This is a genomic window from Granulosicoccus antarcticus IMCC3135, from assembly GCF_002215215.1.
GTDB classification, from domain to species: Bacteria; Pseudomonadota; Gammaproteobacteria; order Granulosicoccales; family Granulosicoccaceae; genus Granulosicoccus; species Granulosicoccus antarcticus.
The window spans coordinates 3,519,478-3,538,725 of sequence record NZ_CP018632.1 but is presented as its reverse complement, the minus strand read 5'-3'; the positions used below and the strand labels follow the sequence as shown (position 1 = coordinate 3,538,725).

Annotated in this window: 18 protein-coding genes; 4 read left to right on the top strand and 14 right to left on the bottom strand. The window is 54.7% G+C overall.

The window, feature by feature from the left end:
- Positions 1–40: 40 nt before the first annotated feature.
- A complete protein-coding gene (locus IMCC3135_RS15120; RefSeq protein ID WP_169727466.1) occupies positions 41–1,810 on the top strand; it encodes a methyl-accepting chemotaxis protein in 1,770 nt (589 codons plus the stop codon).
- 7 nt (positions 1,811–1,817) lie between these two features.
- Here the strand turns inward: IMCC3135_RS15120 and IMCC3135_RS15115 are convergent, their stop codons facing one another.
- The gene (locus IMCC3135_RS15115) at positions 1,818–2,753 is read right to left on the bottom strand and encodes a LysR family transcriptional regulator (RefSeq protein WP_088918385.1); all 936 of its coding nucleotides are present in this window, start codon (positions 2,751–2,753) and stop codon (positions 1,818–1,820) included.
- Between the two features lie 88 nt (positions 2,754–2,841).
- On the opposite strand from IMCC3135_RS15115, the gene IMCC3135_RS15110 reads away from it, so the two are divergent.
- The 3 genes from IMCC3135_RS15110 (at position 2,842) to IMCC3135_RS15105 (ending at position 5,212) form a co-directional block, all read left to right on the top strand.
- A complete protein-coding gene (locus IMCC3135_RS15110; RefSeq protein ID WP_088921868.1) occupies positions 2,842–3,696 on the top strand; it encodes a nuclear transport factor 2 family protein in 855 nt (284 codons plus the stop codon).
- Positions 3,697–3,953: 257 nt separating this feature from the next.
- Complete coding sequence (locus IMCC3135_RS34085) at positions 3,954–4,103, top strand: hypothetical protein (protein ID WP_157736004.1); 150 nt, start codon at positions 3,954–3,956, stop codon at positions 4,101–4,103.
- Complete coding sequence (locus IMCC3135_RS15105; RefSeq protein WP_088918384.1) at positions 4,103–5,212, top strand: patatin-like phospholipase family protein; 1,110 nt, start codon at positions 4,103–4,105, stop codon at positions 5,210–5,212. The genes IMCC3135_RS34085 and IMCC3135_RS15105 overlap by 1 nt, the downstream gene beginning before the upstream one ends.
- Before the next feature lie 62 nt (positions 5,213–5,274).
- Here IMCC3135_RS15105 and IMCC3135_RS15100 read toward each other — a convergent pair whose 3' ends face one another.
- The 13 genes from IMCC3135_RS15100 to IMCC3135_RS15040 form a co-directional block, all read right to left on the bottom strand.
- Positions 5,275–5,892, bottom strand: a complete 618-nt coding sequence (locus tag IMCC3135_RS15100; protein WP_088918383.1) for a glutathione S-transferase family protein — start codon at positions 5,890–5,892, stop codon at positions 5,275–5,277.
- Between the two features lie 73 nt (positions 5,893–5,965).
- Positions 5,966–6,412: a PaaI family thioesterase gene (locus tag IMCC3135_RS15095; RefSeq protein ID WP_088918382.1), complete on the bottom strand. Its 447-nt coding sequence runs from the start codon at positions 6,410–6,412 to the stop codon at positions 5,966–5,968.
- 12 nt (positions 6,413–6,424) lie between these two features.
- Positions 6,425–7,315, bottom strand: a complete 891-nt coding sequence (locus IMCC3135_RS15090; protein WP_088918381.1) for an alpha/beta hydrolase — start codon at positions 7,313–7,315, stop codon at positions 6,425–6,427.
- Between the two features lie 64 nt (positions 7,316–7,379).
- On the bottom strand, positions 7,380–8,903 hold the full coding sequence (locus tag IMCC3135_RS15085; RefSeq protein ID WP_088918380.1) for a class I adenylate-forming enzyme family protein: 1,524 nt from the start codon (positions 8,901–8,903) through the stop codon (positions 7,380–7,382).
- Positions 8,900–9,700, bottom strand: coding sequence for an oxepin-CoA hydrolase, alternative type (locus IMCC3135_RS15080; protein WP_088918379.1), 801 nt, complete (start codon positions 9,698–9,700; stop codon positions 8,900–8,902). The genes IMCC3135_RS15085 and IMCC3135_RS15080 overlap by 4 nt, the downstream gene beginning before the upstream one ends.
- A 1-nt stretch (position 9,701) precedes the next feature.
- Positions 9,702–10,835: an acyl-CoA dehydrogenase family protein gene (locus IMCC3135_RS15075; RefSeq protein WP_088918378.1), complete on the bottom strand. Its 1,134-nt coding sequence runs from the start codon at positions 10,833–10,835 to the stop codon at positions 9,702–9,704.
- 11 nt (positions 10,836–10,846) lie between these two features.
- The gene (locus tag IMCC3135_RS15070) at positions 10,847–12,043 is read right to left on the bottom strand and encodes an acyl-CoA dehydrogenase family protein (protein WP_088918377.1); all 1,197 of its coding nucleotides are present in this window, start codon (positions 12,041–12,043) and stop codon (positions 10,847–10,849) included.
- A 15-nt stretch (positions 12,044–12,058) separates the two neighbouring features.
- Positions 12,059–13,234, bottom strand: a complete 1,176-nt coding sequence (locus tag IMCC3135_RS15065; RefSeq protein ID WP_088918376.1) for an acetyl-CoA C-acyltransferase — start codon at positions 13,232–13,234, stop codon at positions 12,059–12,061.
- A 14-nt stretch (positions 13,235–13,248) separates the two neighbouring features.
- Positions 13,249–15,345: a 3-hydroxyacyl-CoA dehydrogenase NAD-binding domain-containing protein gene (locus IMCC3135_RS15060; protein ID WP_088918375.1), complete on the bottom strand. Its 2,097-nt coding sequence runs from the start codon at positions 15,343–15,345 to the stop codon at positions 13,249–13,251.
- Between the two features lie 43 nt (positions 15,346–15,388).
- Positions 15,389–16,204, bottom strand: a complete 816-nt coding sequence (locus tag IMCC3135_RS15055; RefSeq protein WP_088918374.1) for an IclR family transcriptional regulator — start codon at positions 16,202–16,204, stop codon at positions 15,389–15,391.
- A complete protein-coding gene (locus IMCC3135_RS15050; protein WP_088918373.1) occupies positions 16,201–17,541 on the bottom strand; it encodes a TRAP transporter large permease in 1,341 nt (446 codons plus the stop codon). Before IMCC3135_RS15050 ends, IMCC3135_RS15055 begins: the two co-directional genes overlap by 4 nt.
- A complete protein-coding gene (locus IMCC3135_RS15045) occupies positions 17,541–18,077 on the bottom strand; it encodes a TRAP transporter small permease (RefSeq protein ID WP_088918372.1) in 537 nt (178 codons plus the stop codon). Before IMCC3135_RS15045 ends, IMCC3135_RS15050 begins: the two co-directional genes overlap by 1 nt.
- A 70-nt stretch (positions 18,078–18,147) precedes the next feature.
- Positions 18,148–19,227, bottom strand: coding sequence for a C4-dicarboxylate TRAP transporter substrate-binding protein (locus tag IMCC3135_RS15040; RefSeq protein WP_088918371.1), 1,080 nt, complete (start codon positions 19,225–19,227; stop codon positions 18,148–18,150).
- Positions 19,228–19,248 lie beyond the last annotated feature (21 nt).

Sequence of the window (19,248 nt, the reverse complement as noted above, 5' to 3'; positions counted from 1 at the left end):
TGCCGATTACAACCAATCAGTCTCGGCCTTTTGCTCATCAATGTTTAATCGATGGTTTCGTAAACCCTGTAAAGAAAATGAAGCCTCTCGTGATCGCGACACACTTCGTCACGATGAGTTGAAAGCGATCTACAGATCAAAGGTCGTTATCGAATTCGATCTGAACGGCACCGTGACGTTTGCCAATGACAACTTCTTGAATGTCAGCGGTTTCACACTGGATGAAATTCTGGGCCAGAATCACCGGATGTTTGTCGATCCTGTCTATGCAGCGTCAAGCGAATACCAGTCGTTCTGGGACACATTGCGCTCCGGGCAATACATCAGTGGCCAGTTTCAAAGTATCAACAAGGCGGGCGATGAGCTGTGGCTGCAAGCCGAATATAATCCGGTACTCGATAGCAATGGCATACCGTACAAGGTCATCAGATTTGCCTCAAACATCACCGAGCACTGGAAAGAGAATGCCAGCGTTCAGGCACAACTTGACGCTATTCATAAACTGAGATGTGTTGTTGAATTCGATACGGATGGCAACATCCTCAAGGCGAACCAGAAATTCATCGATACATTCGGTTATACCCGCGCAGAGCTCACAGGCAAGCATCACCGTGAGCTACTGACGCTGGAAGAGCGGGACGCGCCAGGCTACGCCGAGCATTGGACGCGCTTGCAACAGGGCGAATTCATTGAAGAGCGATACGATCGCCTTGGCAAGCAGGGTCAGATCGTCTGTTTGCTGGAAAGCTATATACCCATCATCAATGCAGCAGGCAAACCGTTCAAGATTGTCATGTTCGCCTTTGACATTACTCAACGGGTCAATGATGAGCGCAACCTCACGCTACTCCTGGAAGAAGCATCGAGTGTCATGGGCCTGGTGGCACAAGGTGACCTGACCAGGAAAGTAACAGGCAGCTACCCTGCTCCTCTGAACAGCCTGAGCGATGCCATTAACAAGGCCATTGCTCAAACCAGCCTGGTGATCTCACAGCTCATTGACAATGGGGCCACCTTGAAAGCATCCACCCTTTCAATGGATGAGAATAGCAAGCAGGCCAGTCGGGCAACCAATGCAACGGCTGAAGAGGCTAGAAATGCCTCCCGCGCCACTGACAAGATTGCCGATAGCACCTCTGTTGTTGCGAATGCCCTGACGGAGATGACCGCCTCGATCATGCAGATCGCCAAAGAGTCCCACACAGCTGTCTCTGTCGCCGAGAAGGCTGTCGATTTGTCGGACCGTGCCAGAAACAATGTCTCTCAGCTGGCCCAATCCTCGCAAGACATAGGCGCTGTGGTCAAGGTCATCAACTCCATTGCCGAGCAGACCAACCTGCTGGCTCTGAACGCAACCATCGAGGCGGCTCGTGCCGGAGAGGCGGGAAAAGGCTTCGCGGTGGTCGCCAATGAAGTCAAGGAGCTTGCCAAGGAGACCGCCCGTGCCACCGAAGAGGTCAGTGTCAAGATTGCCGCCATACAAGCTGATAGTCAGGCAGCCACCCAGGTCATCAATGAAATCAGCGAAACCATCGAAGGCATCAACATCAGCCAATCCACCATTGCCGCCGCGGTCGAAGAACAACGCTCCGTCTCTGCCGGAATGAACCAGATAATCAACGAGACATCGGAAGGTACCGTTCAGATTGCCGCCAGCTTCAAGCAAGTGGCGGCACTGGCCTACGAAAGTCTGGATGTGATCGATAAGGGACGCGGATCCGCTGAGCAATTAACGGTCATGGCCAATCAGATCGAACACATGATCAGCCACTTTTCACTGGATGTATCCGGGCATATTGCGGACGAATAACGTCCACTTACTTCTTGGCTATCTGCTTGCCAGAGAGCCCGCTATCAAGATCAATCTCAGCCACTCGTTGTCGCCAAAAACGACTCCGGGCGGCCTCATGTTGCCGAGCATGCCAGAGAACCGCCCAGCTGACAGTCGGTGGCTCCCACGGCAAGGGGACGTAGGCAAAGTCCTTGAAACTGCTATACCTGAACACCTCTGGTAGCGTTACCACAATCGCTGTATCTCGAACCAGAATGGCCAGGGTGTCAAAATCAGCGGCTTTGAAAATCACTCGCCGACGCTTGCCCAGACTGGCAAGTTTTTCATCAATATCCGAATGTGAATCCGGCCCCAGTGACACCAATGCGTGCTCACAGCGACAGAAACCATCCAGATCAGTTGGCGCCGTGCCTGTAGCCGGATCATGGAAGACCACGAACTTTGTCCTCAGTAAGACTTTTTGCCTGATGCCATCAGCAGCACGGACATTGGTATGAAAGAACGCCAGGTCAATCCTTCCTTGCTGCAGATCTTCAATGACCTGATAGGCAGAGCCTGTCTTCACGATCTGGAAGGATAACGTCGGCGCCAGCTTGCGTGCTACTTGCACCAAGGGGGCGATGAACAGATCCCGCTCCAGGGCATTGCCGGCAATACGCAAAATGCCCCTGTCTTGTGATGGATCATAGGCATCGGGCTCGACAAAGGTGCTCAAGGCATTCAGCAGCTCCCTGGCCTGGGGCATCAGTTGCTCCGCCCTGGCCGTTGCAACCACCCCGGCTCCAGAACGCGTGAACAACTGATCATCGAACTTGCGTCGCAGCTGATCCAGCCAGTAGCTAACGGTTGACTGGTTCATGTCCAGATGCTGGGCAGTCTGCGTCAGGGAACCGAATTCGTGAATTGTCAGCAGTAACCGCAGTTGCCGACCATCGATATCCAGATAATCAGTTTTTTCCATGGACGCTATCGACTTTATCAGCTTTTCAAATAGTCAGTCTAGCCTCACCATCCGTCTTGTCAACTTCAACCACACACGAAACACCTTCATGAACATAAAAACAGTGGCCGCCAGCTTACTGGCCCTCAGCACTTTCTCAGCAGTGGCTTACGCCAGTGATGCCAACCAACTGGATGCAAACAAACAACTGGTGACAGAAGCGATCAACGCCATGTTTGTAGACTTCGACCCCGTTGCAACCGGCAATCTACTGGCCGAAGACTACATTCAGCACAACCCTGCCGTGCCCACCGGCGCGGCTGCCATCATCGGATTTCTTCCCGCCTTGAAGGATAGTGGCATCAAGCCCACCACCTATAGAATCCTTGCCGAAGGTGACCTGGTAGTGACTCATAACGTCTACGAGAACGCTCAGGCATTCGGTGGCGAGACACTGGTCGCTTTTGATGTTTTCCGCATCGAGGATGGCAAAGTGGCAGAGCATTGGGACAACCTGCAGCCTTTCGCTACAGAAACGGTATCGGGCCACTCCATGGTAGACGGTGCCACAAAAATCGAGGACCTGGACAAGAGCGCTGACAACAAAGCCCTGGTTGAAGCCTTCATCAATGATGTTCTGAAAGGTGAGGCACCGGAGAAGATCACGGACTACCTGTCGACAGAGACCTACATTCAGCACAATGCCCGTGTGGGTGACGGATTATCAGGCCTGGCAGACGCTCTCAAGGCGATGCAAGCTGCAGGTATCAGCATGGCCTATACCGAAACACCGCTGGTGGTAGCCGAAGGCAATTTCGTCTTCGCAGCCTCACGAGGAATACAGGCCGATAAACCCACCGCATTCTTTGATCTCTTCCGCCTCTCTAACGACAAGATAGTGGAGCATTGGGATGTCGTTGCCGACATTCCTGCTGATATGGCTCACGACAACGGCAAGTTCTGAGCCCGTACAAGATCAGCACAGTGGTCGCCGAGCATCATGGCAGGAGCATTGGGTTTACCCGCCGGAATCTCGGGGACCGCTAACATGTGAATAAACAAGAATAAATCAAGTTTTTCTGGAAATTGTCGATCTTCAGTGTGGGCTCGTTTTTTGTAGCACGCTGCGCTGCGAACGATGTGTAACCCTAACGGTCCCACACTCGTCGCTGCCGCTACTGGCAAAAAGCCTGACTTGCTCGAAATCAGAAAAACAATAGAATGACTCATTCCAGAATTACCCTCATCACCGATGCGTCTATCGATATCGGCCAGCGCATCGCCAACGGGCTTGACGCCGCTGACTACAACCGCGCCCTCAATGACATCAAAGCTGCTTTACCCGTCAATGGCGTACGGGCAGCTCACTGATGGCGCAGGCAAAGAAAACCGCCAGTATCGGTGCAAGGAGGCGTAAATCTGGCAAAAAACGTAAATGCATCAACCTTGCCTTGCAAGGCGGTGGCTCTCACGGCGCCTTCACCTGGGGCGTACTGGATCGCATCCTGGAGGACGGGCGACTGGAAATCGATGCCATTTCCGGGACCTCTGCAGGTGCCATGAATGCGGTAGCTCTGGCCAATGGCTATACCGAGGGTGGTGCGGATGGTGCGCGCGAGAAGCTGGAAGAGTTCTGGCACACCATGTCAAAGGCGGCCAAAAACAGTCCTGTCAAACGCAGCTCTCTTGACATGATGATGGGCAACTGGAGCCTTGATCGTTCCTGGGGCTACCACGCGATGGATGCATTAAGCCGGCTGGTATCGCCCTATCAACTCAACCCGATGAACATGAATCCTTTACGCGATGTACTGGAGAGCTGTGTTGATTTTGACTGCGTGCAACACTGCGATAGCATCAAGCTGTATATATCCGCAACCAATGTGGAGACTGGCAAAGTCAAGATCTTCGACAGCCATTATCTGACCTCAGATATGGTCATGGCCTCGGCTTGTCTGCCTAACGTCTTTCAGGCTGTCGTGATCGACGATATACCTTACTGGGATGGCGGATATATGGGCAACCCTGCGCTATTCCCTTTTCATGCCAGTAACGATTGCGCCGATATCGCCGTCATCCAGATCAACCCGGTGGAGCGCAAGGGCATCCCTCGCACGCCACAGGAAATACAGAACCGACTCAACGAAATCGCCTTTAATTCCAGCCTGCTCAAAGAACTGCGTGCCATCGAATTCGTTGGTCGGTTGATCGACGAAGGCAAGCTGGATGAAGCTCATTACCGGCACGAACGCATTCATATCATCGAAAATCAGGATGCGCTTATCCCACTGGGGGCGTCATCCAAAATGAATGCTGAATGGGCATTTCTGACTCATCTGCGCGACCTGGGCCGCGAGACTGCGACGCAGTGGCTGGAGACCAACTTTTGCGATGTCGGTGAGCGTTCAACGGTCGATTTGCGAGCCATGTTCATGGACACCGGCCCACAAGCCCGAGGTGAGGATAGGCGCCAGGCATGATCAATTTGCCAGGCCCTGGATAGAGGCCTCGACAGTTTACCCCTACCCTCGGCCCAAAATGCCTATGTCTGTTTCGATTGCTCGATTTGTGTCGCACGCTGATAGGCCGGACGACTCTGGATCATCTCGACAAACTCTGCCAGTGCCGGAAAATCTGCACCACGCTCTTCACGCATGGCGATCTGTGCAGGAAAGCTGAGCATGATGTCGGCCGCCGACAGGCTGTCCTGGACAAAATGCTTTGATGAGCGCACCAGATCATTCATATAGCTGAAATGGCTATCAAGCTCGGAGCTGATACGCGGATGCAGCGGCTTGCCCGCATCACCCAGACGAGCAACATACAGGTTCAGCAAAATCGGTATCATCGCCGAGCCTTCGGCAAAATGCATCAATTCCAGATGTCTCAAGTAAGCTGAGGTGTCGCGTTCGGGAATCATCTGCGGTGCAAAACGCGCGCACAGTACCTCGACAATGGCGGCACTCTCGGTGAGTAGCGCACCATCAAGTTCGATCATCGGCGACTTGCCCAGTGGGTGCACCAGCTTGAGCTCTGGTGGCGCCAGGTTGGTCTGGGCATCGCGCTGGTAGGGAATGACGGTATAAGGTTGCTCCAACTCCTCCAGCAACCATAAAATTCTGTGAGAGCGAGAGCGATTGAGGTGATGCAGTGTAATCATGGTTCAGTTTTTTGCCGAATGTGTTTGCAGAGCGATGCGAATCAGTAATACAGAGTAAATATAGCTCAACCCACTAGGCTGGCTTATTTGCCTCCAGACGAGTCGCCGGCACACGCTTGAATACTCCACTGGCGGTGGCGATCAGCCTGCCGGTAGAGTCTACAAGCTCGCCTTCGATAAACTTCAACGACTTACCCCCACCGACGATGCGTCCGGTGGCAATCAATTGCGTGCCGTGCGCGGCGGGGGCCAGAAAATGCGTATTCAACGAGATGGTCATGAAGGGTATGCGGCCACTGGCATCCACCGTCAGACTGGCGGTCGCACCCATCGCGTTGTCGAGCATCGTGGTGGCAATACCGCCATGTAATACGTGATGACGATTCAGATGCGCATCGCTCAGCGTCAGATAGCAACGGGCGCGGGCATCGGGCTGGCCCACATCAAGCGTATAGCCAATCAGGCGCTGGGCACCGGTCTCGCCTTCTATGATAGCGCTCGTGGTCGCATCGTCGTTCATCAGTAAACTACCTTAATTGGGTGTGGTGCTACGGGGGCGGCTGGTATAAGAGAACACATAATCCAGTGCTTCGGGCAGCGTATCTGACCAGACCTGCCACTCATGATCGCCATCGACTACCCGGTATTCGACGGCTTTGGGTTGATGTTCGCGCAAGCTCTGGTAGAGCACCGCTGCGTGGTAGGCAATATCGAAGGTGTCATGATCACCTGAATTGATATACAACGGCACGACAAGCTCCTGCGCCTTGTAGTCGTCAATATAGGCGGTGTAATTCAGTGCCGACCACTTCTCTGCATCGAACTCACCATCTTCCCCCAGATAAGCAGGATGTCGCTTACCCGACGAATGATCCGGTGGTACCGGCACATAGGATGCCGGGCTCAATGCAGCACCTGCGGCAAACATGTCCGGGTGCTCAAGTACAAAGTTGACGGTACCGTAGCCGCCTGCGGACAATCCACCGACCACACGTCCTTCGCGTTCGGGTATCACACTATAGGTACTCTGAATATGCGGAATCAGATCGTCAAAGAAGGCAGTCTCGGCCGCCTCGTTATAACCATCAACCCACCAGCTCTGCGCACCGGGCATGACGACAACGGCTGGTGGTATCTCGCCGCTGCTGATCAGCTTATCCATTGTCTGCTTGAGCCCACCCTTGATTGCCCAGTCATTCTCGCTACCAAAAGAGCCGTGCAACAGATAGAGCGTCGGATATTCCAGTGCATCCTCTGCATAGCCACCCGGCAGGTAGATCGTATACGGATAGTCCTTGCCCAGCACCTCAGAGGCAAAGTCATGATGAGTGATGTCGCCGGCGTTAACCGTCAGCGGTGCCAATAGCCCCAGGGCGCTAACCAGACTCACTGAGGTGTATCGCGATACAGTTACTGTGTACATGGGGATCTATCTCCTTGTTGAAATAACCCCTCCCGCAGGATGAGGGTTTCAGCTTCTTTGCAGATCAGGCGTCGCGCAGTTGCTGGGTGAATGTGCCCAGCAGTTTATGCTTTAGTACCTTGCCAGTTGCGGCCGCTGGCAGCTCCGTTGTCGTGATGATGCGTGAAGGTCGCTTGTAGCTGACCAACCGTTCGGATACGAAGGCTGCCAAGGCCACCGTATCTACCGTATCAGGCTCAACACATTGAACGAAGGCAATTATTTCCTCATCGCCGTTGTCAAGTTTTCGACCGATAACCGCTGATTGAATCACATCCGGGTGATCATTCAGAGCCGCTTCAACTTCAGGCGGGTAGACATTGAAACCACCACGAATGATCAGCTCCTTGCACCGTCCGACGACATGCAGGTTGTCTTGCTCATCGATGCTACCCAGATCACCGGTGCGCAACCAGCCATCGACATCAATCGCTCTGGCCGTCTCTTCGGGGTTCCTGAAATAGCCTTTCATCACATGCTGACCACGGGTCAGAATCTCACCCGTGGCAGAGTCATTCGAAGAACCGATGGAGTTGTCGATTCGAATTTCAATGCCAGGCAATGCAGGGCCGACGCTGGTATCAGCGGTACCAATCGGATTGCTGGTGGCGCAGATGCCAGCCGTGCTCTCAGTCATACCGTAGCCGTTCTGCAAGGCCAGGCCATAGAAACTTTCAGCCTTGCGTTTCCAGCTCGGATCCAGTGGCGCGGCGCCTGAAGAGACATACCGTAGCTGGCTATTCTCCAGCCGGATAAAGCCCTGCGTGCTCACATACTGCATTACCAGTGCATGCATTTGCGGAACCCCCGGAAACACGGTCACACCGCTCATCAATGCACGGTAGACACGCTCTGGTCGAAAGCGCGCCTCAAGCTGCACCGAGGCACCGGCATGCGAGGCTGCCATCAACACCGAAGCCAGTCCGAAAACATGAGTTAGCGGCAGCGTGCCGTAGACCAGATCCTCTGCCACCATACCACGTAAATGGGCAGATGCCTGAGCGGCGAAATGCAAATTGGCATGCGTCAGCATCACCCCCTTGGGAGCACCGGTGGTACCGGTGGTATAGAGGATTACCGCTGTTCCTTCGGCCTCCGCCGGTGCCGCATCACGAGAACCGTTATCGACAATCGCAAAGTCTCCAAAATCGGTCTGATGTGGCGTTGCCCCGACCTTCGCGGCATGCCCGGCAGCCTCTTGCGAGATACCGGTGCTATAAATCGTCACACGCGGCGTTGCGTGCTCCATGATGCGGTTCAGCTCCATCGGGGTCATGCGTGCATTAACAGGCAACGCATAGGCCCCTACCTTGCTGGCAGCGAAAATAAACGCCGCAACCACCAGGCAGTTTTCCGCAACAATGAGAACACGATCGCCTGGTCCGACACCTTGATAACCCAATAACCCGGCGGCCTTGTTGATGGCAGCCTGATACTGAGCATAGTCATAGACCTGATCGTCTGAATCAACGACAGCGATGGCCTCGGGCCTGCGCGCAGCATGCTCTTCAACCAGGTGATGAATACGAAAATGTTGTTCTGTTGTCATGCTGGAACCGCTCGCAATCGTTTGAAGTCGGGAGCTCTCTTTTCAAGAAAGGCATTGATGCCTTCACTGGCCTCAGCTGTAACGACGGCATCTACCATCGCATCACGCTCGGCATCCATCTGCTCTTCCAGTGTCGAGCTTTGCGCTCGATTCACCAGCCCCTTGATAACACCCTGAGTCGCACTGGCACCGTTTGAGAGTTTGTCCGCGAGTTCGTGAGCGGCTTCAAGCGCCTTACCTTCAGAGCTTAATTGCAGGATTGCACCCGATTCATTGAGTTGTCTTGCCGGAATCGCCTCGCCCAGTAACGCCATACGCATGACCAGGGCACGCGGCAGTTGCGTCGATAAGGTGCTGGTCAAACCACCATCGGGCACAAGACCAGCCTTGACGTAGGCCACCGTAAATTTTGCCTGTTCATCGGCCACCAGAAAATCGCAGGCAAAGGCAAGCGACACGCCAGCCCCGGCAGCGCCGCCGGACACCGCAGCGATCACAGGCTTGGGGCAGGCAACTATCGCGCGGATCACATCATGTAGATCTTCGATCTTTTGCAGCCTTTGGGGCCGTGGCAACTCACGACGAGTCGCAATCAGGCTCAAATCACCACCTGCGCAGAAAAAGCCAGCTTCGCCGTGAAGAATAACCGAGGTAATCCGTGATTCTGCGGCGGCAAGTTCCAGCGCGCTTTGCAGAGCACTATAATAGTCAGGCGACAAGGCATTGCGTTTTGTCGTATTGGCGTTCACGACAAGCAGACGATCACCAAGATCCTCATAGTAGGCGAGTGCTTGCATCTCAGGCCACCGCCAATTCGACAAATCGTTCCAGATGAAACGTGGCGTCTCCCAAACGGTGATCGACCATGATGAGACGCTTGGCCAGATGGCCCAGTTCGTATTCTTCGGTCATGCCGATGCCGCCGTGCATCTGAATGCTTTCCTCGGCCACCAGCTTGCCGACAAGACCAATCAGGTTCTTGGTGGCACTGACATGCTTTTCACGAGCATCCCGTTCGCCATCAACATGACCAGCCAGATTGATAACCGCTGATCGCGCCTGCTCTATTTCAATCAGTATATCGGCCATTCGATGCTGCAATACCTGGAATTTGCCGATCGGTCTGCCGAACTGTTTGCGCACCTTCAGATAATCAGTGGTCAAGGCACGAATCGTCTCCATCAGCCCCAGCGCTTCGGCACAAACAGCCACTGTCGCTCTGGCATGCACAAGCTCCAGGGTATCAAACGCATCGCCTTGCTTGCCCAGCAATGAAGCGGCACCCAGACGTACATTGTCCAGTTGCACCTCGGCAGCACGTCCCCCTGCGCTCAGTGGGTAGTCATTCAGCGTCAGCCCTGCGGTGTCGGTTGGAACAAGAAACAGACTGATACCGGCCGTTGCTGCAACCGCCCCTTCTGATCGCGCACTGACAATCAGATAATCGGCAGCCGATGCATTGACGACAACACATTTTTGCCCGTTCAGTACGAAGTCCTCACCTTCACGCTCAACCCGGGTATCCACTCGCGACAGCTCATACCTACTTTGTGGTTCGGCATGTGCCAGAGCCATCTGCAGGGAGCCTTCGATGATTGATTCAACCAGGTTTTTTTGCTCACCGTGGCCAAGCGCTGCCAGTATGCCTCCACACAGTACCGCGGTGTCCACCAGAGGGTCTGTTGCGCCGACCCGACCCAGCTCTTCGAATACCAGAGCCATGTCAAAGCCTGCGCCGCCATAGCCGCCATCCTCTTCACTGAACAGCGCACCAACGACGCCCAGCTCGGCAAGTCCTGCCCAGTTCTCCTTTGAGTAGCCGCAGTCACTCTTTGCCAGGGCGCGGATCACCTCATTGGAGTAGTGATCTGCCAGGTATTTGCGCAGTGAATCCTGCAGCATCTGGCGCTCGTCGGTCAGATCGAAATTCATGGCGAGTTCCTCTACAGTTCCAGTAAGGCTTTACTGATGATGCTACGCTGGATCTCGTTCGACCCTCCGTAGATAGACAGCTTGCGATTGTTGAAATAGGCGCCAGTCACAGACGCGGCATAATCGGGTACGACAGGCAAGGCATTACTGCCAGGCTCGAGCTCTTCGGAGACAAACGGCATCGCATAGGAGCCAATGGCAGAACGGGTCAGCGCATTGATAGCCTGACGAATCTCAGACCCCTTGACCTTCAGCATCGAACTCTCGGCGCCAGGAGCCTGCCCGGCAGCGGCTTTGGAAATCACCCGAAGATTAGTGGTGCTCATGGCCATCAGATCAATTTCAATACGGGCAATCTGCGCTGCAAAATATGGGTTTTCAATCAAGGGACGGCCCTTGGATTGCTCGGTACGGGCGATGCGTTTGAGACTTTCCAGTCCCGCTACCGCGAAGCCGACACCAGCAATATTCGTACGCTCATGTGTCAGCAGGTATTTGGCATAAGTCCAGCCTTTGTTCTCTTCACCCACCCGGTTGGCCACCGGTACTTTCACATTATCGAAGAAGACCTCATTCACTTCGGGTTCACCATCGATCAGCACGATGGGGCGAACACTCACACCTTCGCTGTTCATATCAATGAGCAGAAAAGAGATGCCTTCCTGCGGCTTGCCTTCTTTGGCGGTGCGCACCAGACAGAAGATCATGTTGGCATGCTGACCCAGCGTGGTCCAGGTCTTCTGACCATTGACTATATAGTGGTCGCCTTCGCGCTCAGCCCGGGTCTTCAAGGAGGCCAGATCCGAGCCTGCGCCGGGCTCTGAATAGCCTTGGCACCACCAGTGCTCGCCATTGAGTACCTTTGGTAAATAGTATTCCTGCTGTTCCGCAGAGCCAAATTCTTGCAGGACCGGTCCCAGCATGGCCAAACCGAATGGCAGGATACGCGGCGCCGATGCACCCGTCATCTCTTCTTCAAACAGATGTCGCTGCACGGCATTCCAACCAGCCCCCCCATAAGCTTTGGGCCAATTGCCGGCCAACCAGCCTTGCTTGTTGAGAATCGCATGCCACTGCTCAATGTCGGACTTGTTCAGTGTCTTGCCACTTTTGACTTTGGCTGACAGTGACTCGGGCAATTCGGCTTCGAGAAAAGCGCGTACCTCTTGACGAAAGGCTAACTGCTCGTCGGTATATTCAAGGTTCATTGTTCTCTCCTGCTATCAATAGATTTCGAACAGGCCAGCAGCACCCTGACCGCCGCCGATACACATGGTGACCACACCGAGCTTGGCGCCACGACGCTTGCCTTCAACTAGCAAATGGCCGCTCATGCGAGCACCAGTCATACCAAAAGGATGGCCAACAGAGATGGAGCCACCATCCACATTACAGATAGCCGGGTCGATACCCAGAGTGTCGCGACAGTACAAAGCCTGACTGGCAAACGCTTCATTCAATTCCCACAGATCAATATCGCTGACCGAAAGTCCATGCCGCGCCAGTAACCGTGGTACCGCATAGACCGGCCCGATACCCATTTCATCCGGCTCGCAACCAGCGACCGCAAAGCCACGAAAAGCACCCAGCGGTTCCAGACCCAGGCGCTCAGCCTCATCCGATGCCATCAATACGAGCGCCGCAGCACCATCACTGAGCTGCGAGGCGTTGCCTGCGGTGACAAAGTTGTCGGGCCCGCGTACCGGTTGCAGCTTGTTCAGCGCCTCCAGTGTCGTGGTGGGTCGATTACATTCGTCCTGGGTAATAGTGTGACTTTGCTCTGTCAGCTCTCCGCTTTGCTTGTCCTTGAGCGCCATCGTCACCTCCATCGATGTCAGCTCGGTATCAAAACGGCCCGCCTCTTGTGCGGCGGCTGTACGCTGCTGGCTCTCCAGTGACAGTGCATCCTGAGATTCACGACTGATTCCGTAGCGCTTGGCAACAATATCAGCCGTCTCGATCATGGACAGATAGAGTTCGGGCTTGTGTGCCTCTATCCAGGCATTGCGTGAATGCCGACTGGGTGGTTGCACCATGGAAATACTTTCCACGCCACCGGCTAGTACAGCTTTGGCCCCTTCAGCGGCAATCATGTGGGCGCCCATCGCGATGGCCTGCAAACCGCTGGCACAGAAACGATTGACCGTGGTGCCGGCAATACTGACAGGTAGTTGTGCGCGAATGACCGCTTGGCGGGCGATATTGCCACCAGTGACATATTCAGGGTAACCGCAACCCCACACACTGTCCTCTATCAGCGCTGGATCAATGCCGGCCCGGCGCACGCATTCGGCGGCCGTATGCCCGGCCATGTCCGCACCGTGCGTCATATTGAATGCACCTCGGTGCGCCTTGCCGATAGGAGTTCTTGCGATGGAGACGATAACAGCGTTTGGCATGAGTGGTATCCGGTTCAGGGGTGGTTGAGGCTGGCGAAATTGCTATCTTGCTCAACCAGTTTTTCCAGTAAAGGGGCTGCTTGCCAGAAGTGATCATCCTCTTCGGCAAAACGCTGAATGTCGGCCAGAACCGCCTTGAGTCCGCGCTGATCGGCAGTGTGCATCGGCCCACCACGCCAGCGTGGGAAGCCGTAGCCATAGAGCAGCACGACATCGATATCCAGTGGTCGCTGAGCGATGCCTTCTTCAAGAACCCGTGCGCCCTCATTGATCATCGCAGCCATGTAGCGGCTGACGATCTCCTCATCCGTGAAAGTACGCGGGTTGATACCAGCCTGCTGACGGGCCTTGGCCACCAGAGCTTCAACCTCCGGGTCTTCAACGCCCTGTCGACTGCCCTCGGGGTACAGGTAATAGCCTTTGCCGGTTTTCTGACCTAGTCGTCCCAGGTGGAACAGCTCATCTGCCCAGGCAGGGTAACGATCGCGTGGATGGGCGTCGGCAGCCTTGCGTTGTCGCGTTGCATAGCCGATGTCAAGCCCGGCAAGATCAGCCACCGCGTAGGGACCCATGGCAAAACCATAGGCCTTCAAAGCCTTGTCAATCTGATAAGGGCTCGCACCATCGAGAAGCATATGATCCGCCGCCGTTCGATAATGGCTGAGCAGGCGATTACCGATAAAGCCATCACACACACCGGCACGAACCGCCGTCTTGCCAAGACGCTTCGCCAGAATAAAGGCACTAGCCACCCTTTCAGGTGCCGTGCGCTCGGCCACCACCACTTCCAGTAGCTTCATGACGTGCGCCGGAGAGAAGAAGTGCAAGCCGATAACAGACTCTGGGCGTGCCGTTATCGAAGCAATTTCATTGATGTCCAGATAGGAGGTATTGGTGGCCAGAATAGCGCCGGGTTTGGCTACGCTATCCAGCGTTTTGAAGACAGATTGCTTGACCTCCATACTCTCGAATACCGCCTCGATGATCAGATCAGCATCCGCCAGGGCGTTATAATCTGGCACCGTGGCCAGGCGATCATTGAGGATCGTCTCACGCTGAACCTCGTTCAACTTACCGCGTTTGATGGCGGCAGCCAGATAGCCTGTAATCGTGTTGCGAGCTTTATCAGCCGCTTCCTGGTCACGCTCCACCAGTGTCACCTGAAGTCCACTGAGCAGAGCTGATGTAGCAATTCCAGCCCCCATCGTACCGCCACCAACAACCCCAATATGCTCGATCTTCATCGACTCAAGCCCTGCCAGTTCAGGTAGCTTGGCCACCTGACGTTCTGCAAAGAAGGCGTGGATCAGCCCTGCACGTTGCGGGGTGTCCATCAGGCTCAGGAACAGACGACGCTCCTCTGCCAGCCCCTCGACAAGATCCAGACGAGTGGCTGCGCTCACCGCATCCAATGCGACCAGTGCTGCTACTTCACCTCGTGCCGAACGTTCGAGCCGTGTGCGCCACTCTTGTAATAGTGCCGCATCGCCTGCTGGGCGTGGCAACTCACCGGTACGCCGCACTGGTGCACCCTGCTGCTGAAGCTTGCGGGCAAAGTCCAGCCCCTGCTGTCGCATATTCGAGTCATCGAAGACCTGCTCCACCACCGCATGCTCCAACGCCTGTGCTGCGCTGATCGGGGTGCCACTGGTAATCATCGTCAAGGCTTGCTCTACGCCAACCAGACGCGGTAATCGTTGCGTACCGCCGGCACCGGGCAGCAGACCAAGCTTCACTTCGGGCAAACCGAATCGGGCATCTGCGCCTGCGATGCGATAGTGAGCACCCAGCGCCACTTCAAAACCACCGCCTAATGCTGCGCCATGAACCGCGGCAACAACCGGCTTGTCACAGCTTTCAATGGCATTGATCACATCTGGCAAACTCGGCGCCTGTGGTGGCTTGCCGAATTCAGAAATATCAGCGCCGCCAATGAACAGTCGACCTTCGCCCAGGATCACGGCAACCTGTGCCGAATCATCGGCTCCGAATTGTTGCACCGCTGCCAGCAATCCGGCCCGGACGCGTTGCGATAGCGCATTCACCGGTGGATTGGCTATCGTGATCAGAGCAACGCCCTGGTCATTGATGTACGTTACCGGTTCACTCATGACGTGCACTCTCCTGTTTTCCTGTTTCGCATTGATAGCATCATCATGCTCCTGTACCCACCTGTACCGGGCTCTGGCCCATGATTCTTTCCAGCTCGCTGACACTCGCCCGCAACGCCGGACCCACCGTCTCGTTCAGACGCTCAAGCGTCAGATCCTTGGGTACCGCACCGCTGGTGAATACCACCGGTTCGCCCAGATCTTGTGGGTAGAACGGTACTGATGCTGCATGTATATTCGGTGTGAAGTATTCGGTTGCATCGGCGACTACAAAGCCTGTTTTCAGTAGCTGCCGAGTGGCATTATGACGAATCTGTTGTGCATGTTCGGAGCTCAGCTGATCATCTATCTGCACTTGCTTGACGACATCCTGGAAGCGTTCGTCAGACAGAGACGCCAATAGAGCATGCCCTGAAGATGATCCGGCAAACGGCACCCGCTGACCGACTTCCAACCACAGCGAGGGCACCCCGGCAGGCCGCCAGGTCTTCACCAGCAACATCTTGTTATCGTCTCGCACGGCCAGCACACTCAAGGTGCCTGTCTCATCCGCCAGCTGTTGCATGATGGGCCCTGAAATATCAACAAACGACATCGATCCGCTGGCCAGATTGCCCAATGCCAGCAATGCCGGGCCAGGCCGGTAGCGATCACCGCGTCCCAGGTGATTCAGGTAGCCGAGCGATTGCAGAGTGAAGGTCAATCTGGAAACGGTGGATTTTGGAAGACCGGTACGTTCTGCGATTTCAGCATTACCCAAGCCGTCATCCTGCGGACGAAACGCGCGCAACACACTGAGCCCGCGCGCCAGAGTCGTGGCAAAGCGCCGATCTTTCTCGGGTAGCTCGCTGCTACTCATGACATGGATCCCGGAATCAGCAGAGAGATGAGCGGGAAGGCGATAATCAGGATCAGTACGATCACATCGATTGCCAGAAAGCGCAAGATACCGGCAAAAATTGTTTCACTGGACACTTCCTTGCCCACCACGTTGGCGATGACAAAGACATTCAGACCGACGGGTGGCGTAATCAGGCCAATCTCCAACAACTTGATGATCACCACGCCAAACCAGATCAGATCAAAGCCATAGGTCTCAACCAGCGGAATCATCAACGGCAAGGTCAGTACCATGATGCCAATGGGGTCCAGGAACATGCCCAGAATCAGGTAGATGATCGATATGGCCAGCAACAGATAAAAGCTGGATAGATCTGCCGCCGTAACAAATTCCACTATCGCCGGAGCAACACCCGTCAAGGCAATGAAGGCGACAAAGATCTTGGCAGCTGCGGCTATCAGAAAAATACTGGATGTCTGGATGCAGGTTTCCCGCAAGGAATCGAGCAGGCCTTTGATATCAAGTTTACGCTGTGCGAAACCGATGAACACAGCCGCTGATACACAGATAGCAGCGGCTTCAGTCGCTGTAAAAAAGCCACCGTAAATGCCACCGACAATGATGACAAACAACGTGATGGCAGGCCATGCCTTGATGGCTGCTTGCAGCCGATCGGCCCGGGTAATATGGCCGTCAAATGGAGGAGCTGCGGCCGGATCGTGTCGAACCCACAGGTAGATGACCAGCAGAAAACCGAACAGCGAAAGAATGCCCGGCAATACACCTGCCAGAAACAACTTGCTGATTGAGGTCTCTGTGAAAATACCGTAAATGATGAACAGCACCGAAGGCGGTATCAGTGAACCCAACGTACCGCCGGCTGCCACACTGGCGGTGGCCAATCGCTTGTCATAGCCCATGCGCAGCATTTCAGGCGAGCAGATACGTCCCATGGTGGATGCACAGGCAATCGATGAACCTGTAATTGCAGAGAACCCGCCGCAACCCACCACCGACGCCATGGCCACCCCACCCGGAATTCCCACCAGCCAGACTTTGGCCGCGTAATAAATGCGTGTCGTGATATCGGCTCTATAGGCAATATGCCCCAGGGCGATAAACAACGGGATCATCGATAGATCATAGGAATGGATCAAATCGAACGAGTTGGAAAACACCAGAGAGCTGGTCGCACGTATGGCTCGCTCCCCCATGAAAGTACCGGTGCGAAAAGCGAACATCACAAATGAGCCGACCGTGGCAACACCCACCAGCGCAAAAGCAATCGGTACCCGAACAGCCAACAGGCCGATAACAGAGCTAAATGCAATTAGCCCGACCAGAGTGCCATCCATCAGTTGATACTCCCGGTATCAGTACTCGGCTCGGTGTTCGGTGCATCCAAGCCCTCAATCGTCAGACCTGCACGAATACGTTGCACATCCCCAATAAGCAATAACAGCAGTCGTAACCAGCAGAACGAGATACCCAGCATGAAGATCAGGTGCCCGGGCCACTTTGGCAAGTTAAGCTGCCCAAAATAGAAGCCCCCACTTTGCAGTGTATGCAGGGACTCGTTCCAGCTGGCATAGACCAGCGGTGTTAGCGCCAACGCACCAAACGCGGTACCAAAAACAACAAACCACCCCTGAATACGCACAGGGAATCGGTTTGTCAAAAATTCCACCACGATATGGGCGCGTGCCGTGCTGGTAGCAGCCAATGGCAGAATGATGGCTGCCACCATCAATTCACGCACCATGACAACCGAATCCGGCACGCCGGAATTGAAGAACACTCTCAACAAAACACTGGTCGTAATCAGAATACCCAGCAACAGCACGGCGAATACCGCGAGCTCCAGCAACAGCTTTTCTATTCGTTGTAGCATCGCAGTATTTCTTCGTCAGGATTGCTTGTGGATCACAGAGTCGGCGTGTGGGCTAACAGAGATTCGCTGATCAATTACGCTGCCAGGGGTAACCTTTTTCATCACGCTCAGCGGTGTATTTATCAATCAGTCCACGGTACTGCTCAAGCACGGCAGCCCCGTCAAAACCGATCGAGTCAGCCCGCTTTACCCATTCATCGACATAGGGCTTGCCCTTTTCTACCAGTTTGCTGCGCTCGCCTGCAGCCATCTCAAGGACCTCAACTCCCGTACTTTTCATCGTATCGATAGCCATCTGGTTATCAACGGTAATGAGCTCACCAAGCTTGTCAGCCATGGCCTCGCCGGATTCTGACAGTATCGTGCGCACCTCAGGCTCCAGCGAGTCGAAGATTTCCTTGTTCATGAATACGCCCAGGGCGCCTACCTGCCCCCAGTTAAGCAAGGTGTAGCTACTCATCACTTCCTGTTGCTTCAACGCTGAAACCGCATAGGAGTAACCTTGCGAACAATCGATAAGGCCGGAGTCCAGAGCCTGATAGGCATCGTAAATGGACACGCTGACCATATTGGCGCCAAAGTCCTTGAAGACATTGCCGTAGGCACCAACGCCGCGCACCTTGAGGCCTTTGATGTCATCCACGCTCTCAATGGTGGCGCCCTGACAACCGATATTGACCGCCGATGTGGTGAAGGTACCGATATAAACAAGATTGTTGGCTGCCAGATTTTCCTGCATGGCGCTGGAGCTGCGCATCAGCTCATCGGTTGCACGCATTCCCACCCAGGCATCCGGGTTTTCCAGCGGCAAATCAGCGATGCCATAACCGAGCATCTCCTGCGGAAAATACACACCAATGATGGTGCCCATATCCGCCACGCCGTTAGAGATCGACTGCAGCGCAGCTTCTGACTTGAACAGCGCACCGCCCCATTGAATATCGATAATCACCTCACCTTCAGAACGCTCGGCAACATCATCGGCAAAGGATTGCAATGAAGCGGCCCGCGCACCACGATTTGGCCCCGCCTCACCGGCAATCAAGGTCACCTGCGCGCTGGCAACACTGGCGGACGTCAACAACGCTGTCAGGCTGGCTCCCAGCAGGACTTGTCTGATTCGGTTGGTCAGGCTGATCTGAACATTCATAAGCTATCCCCTTAATTCCAT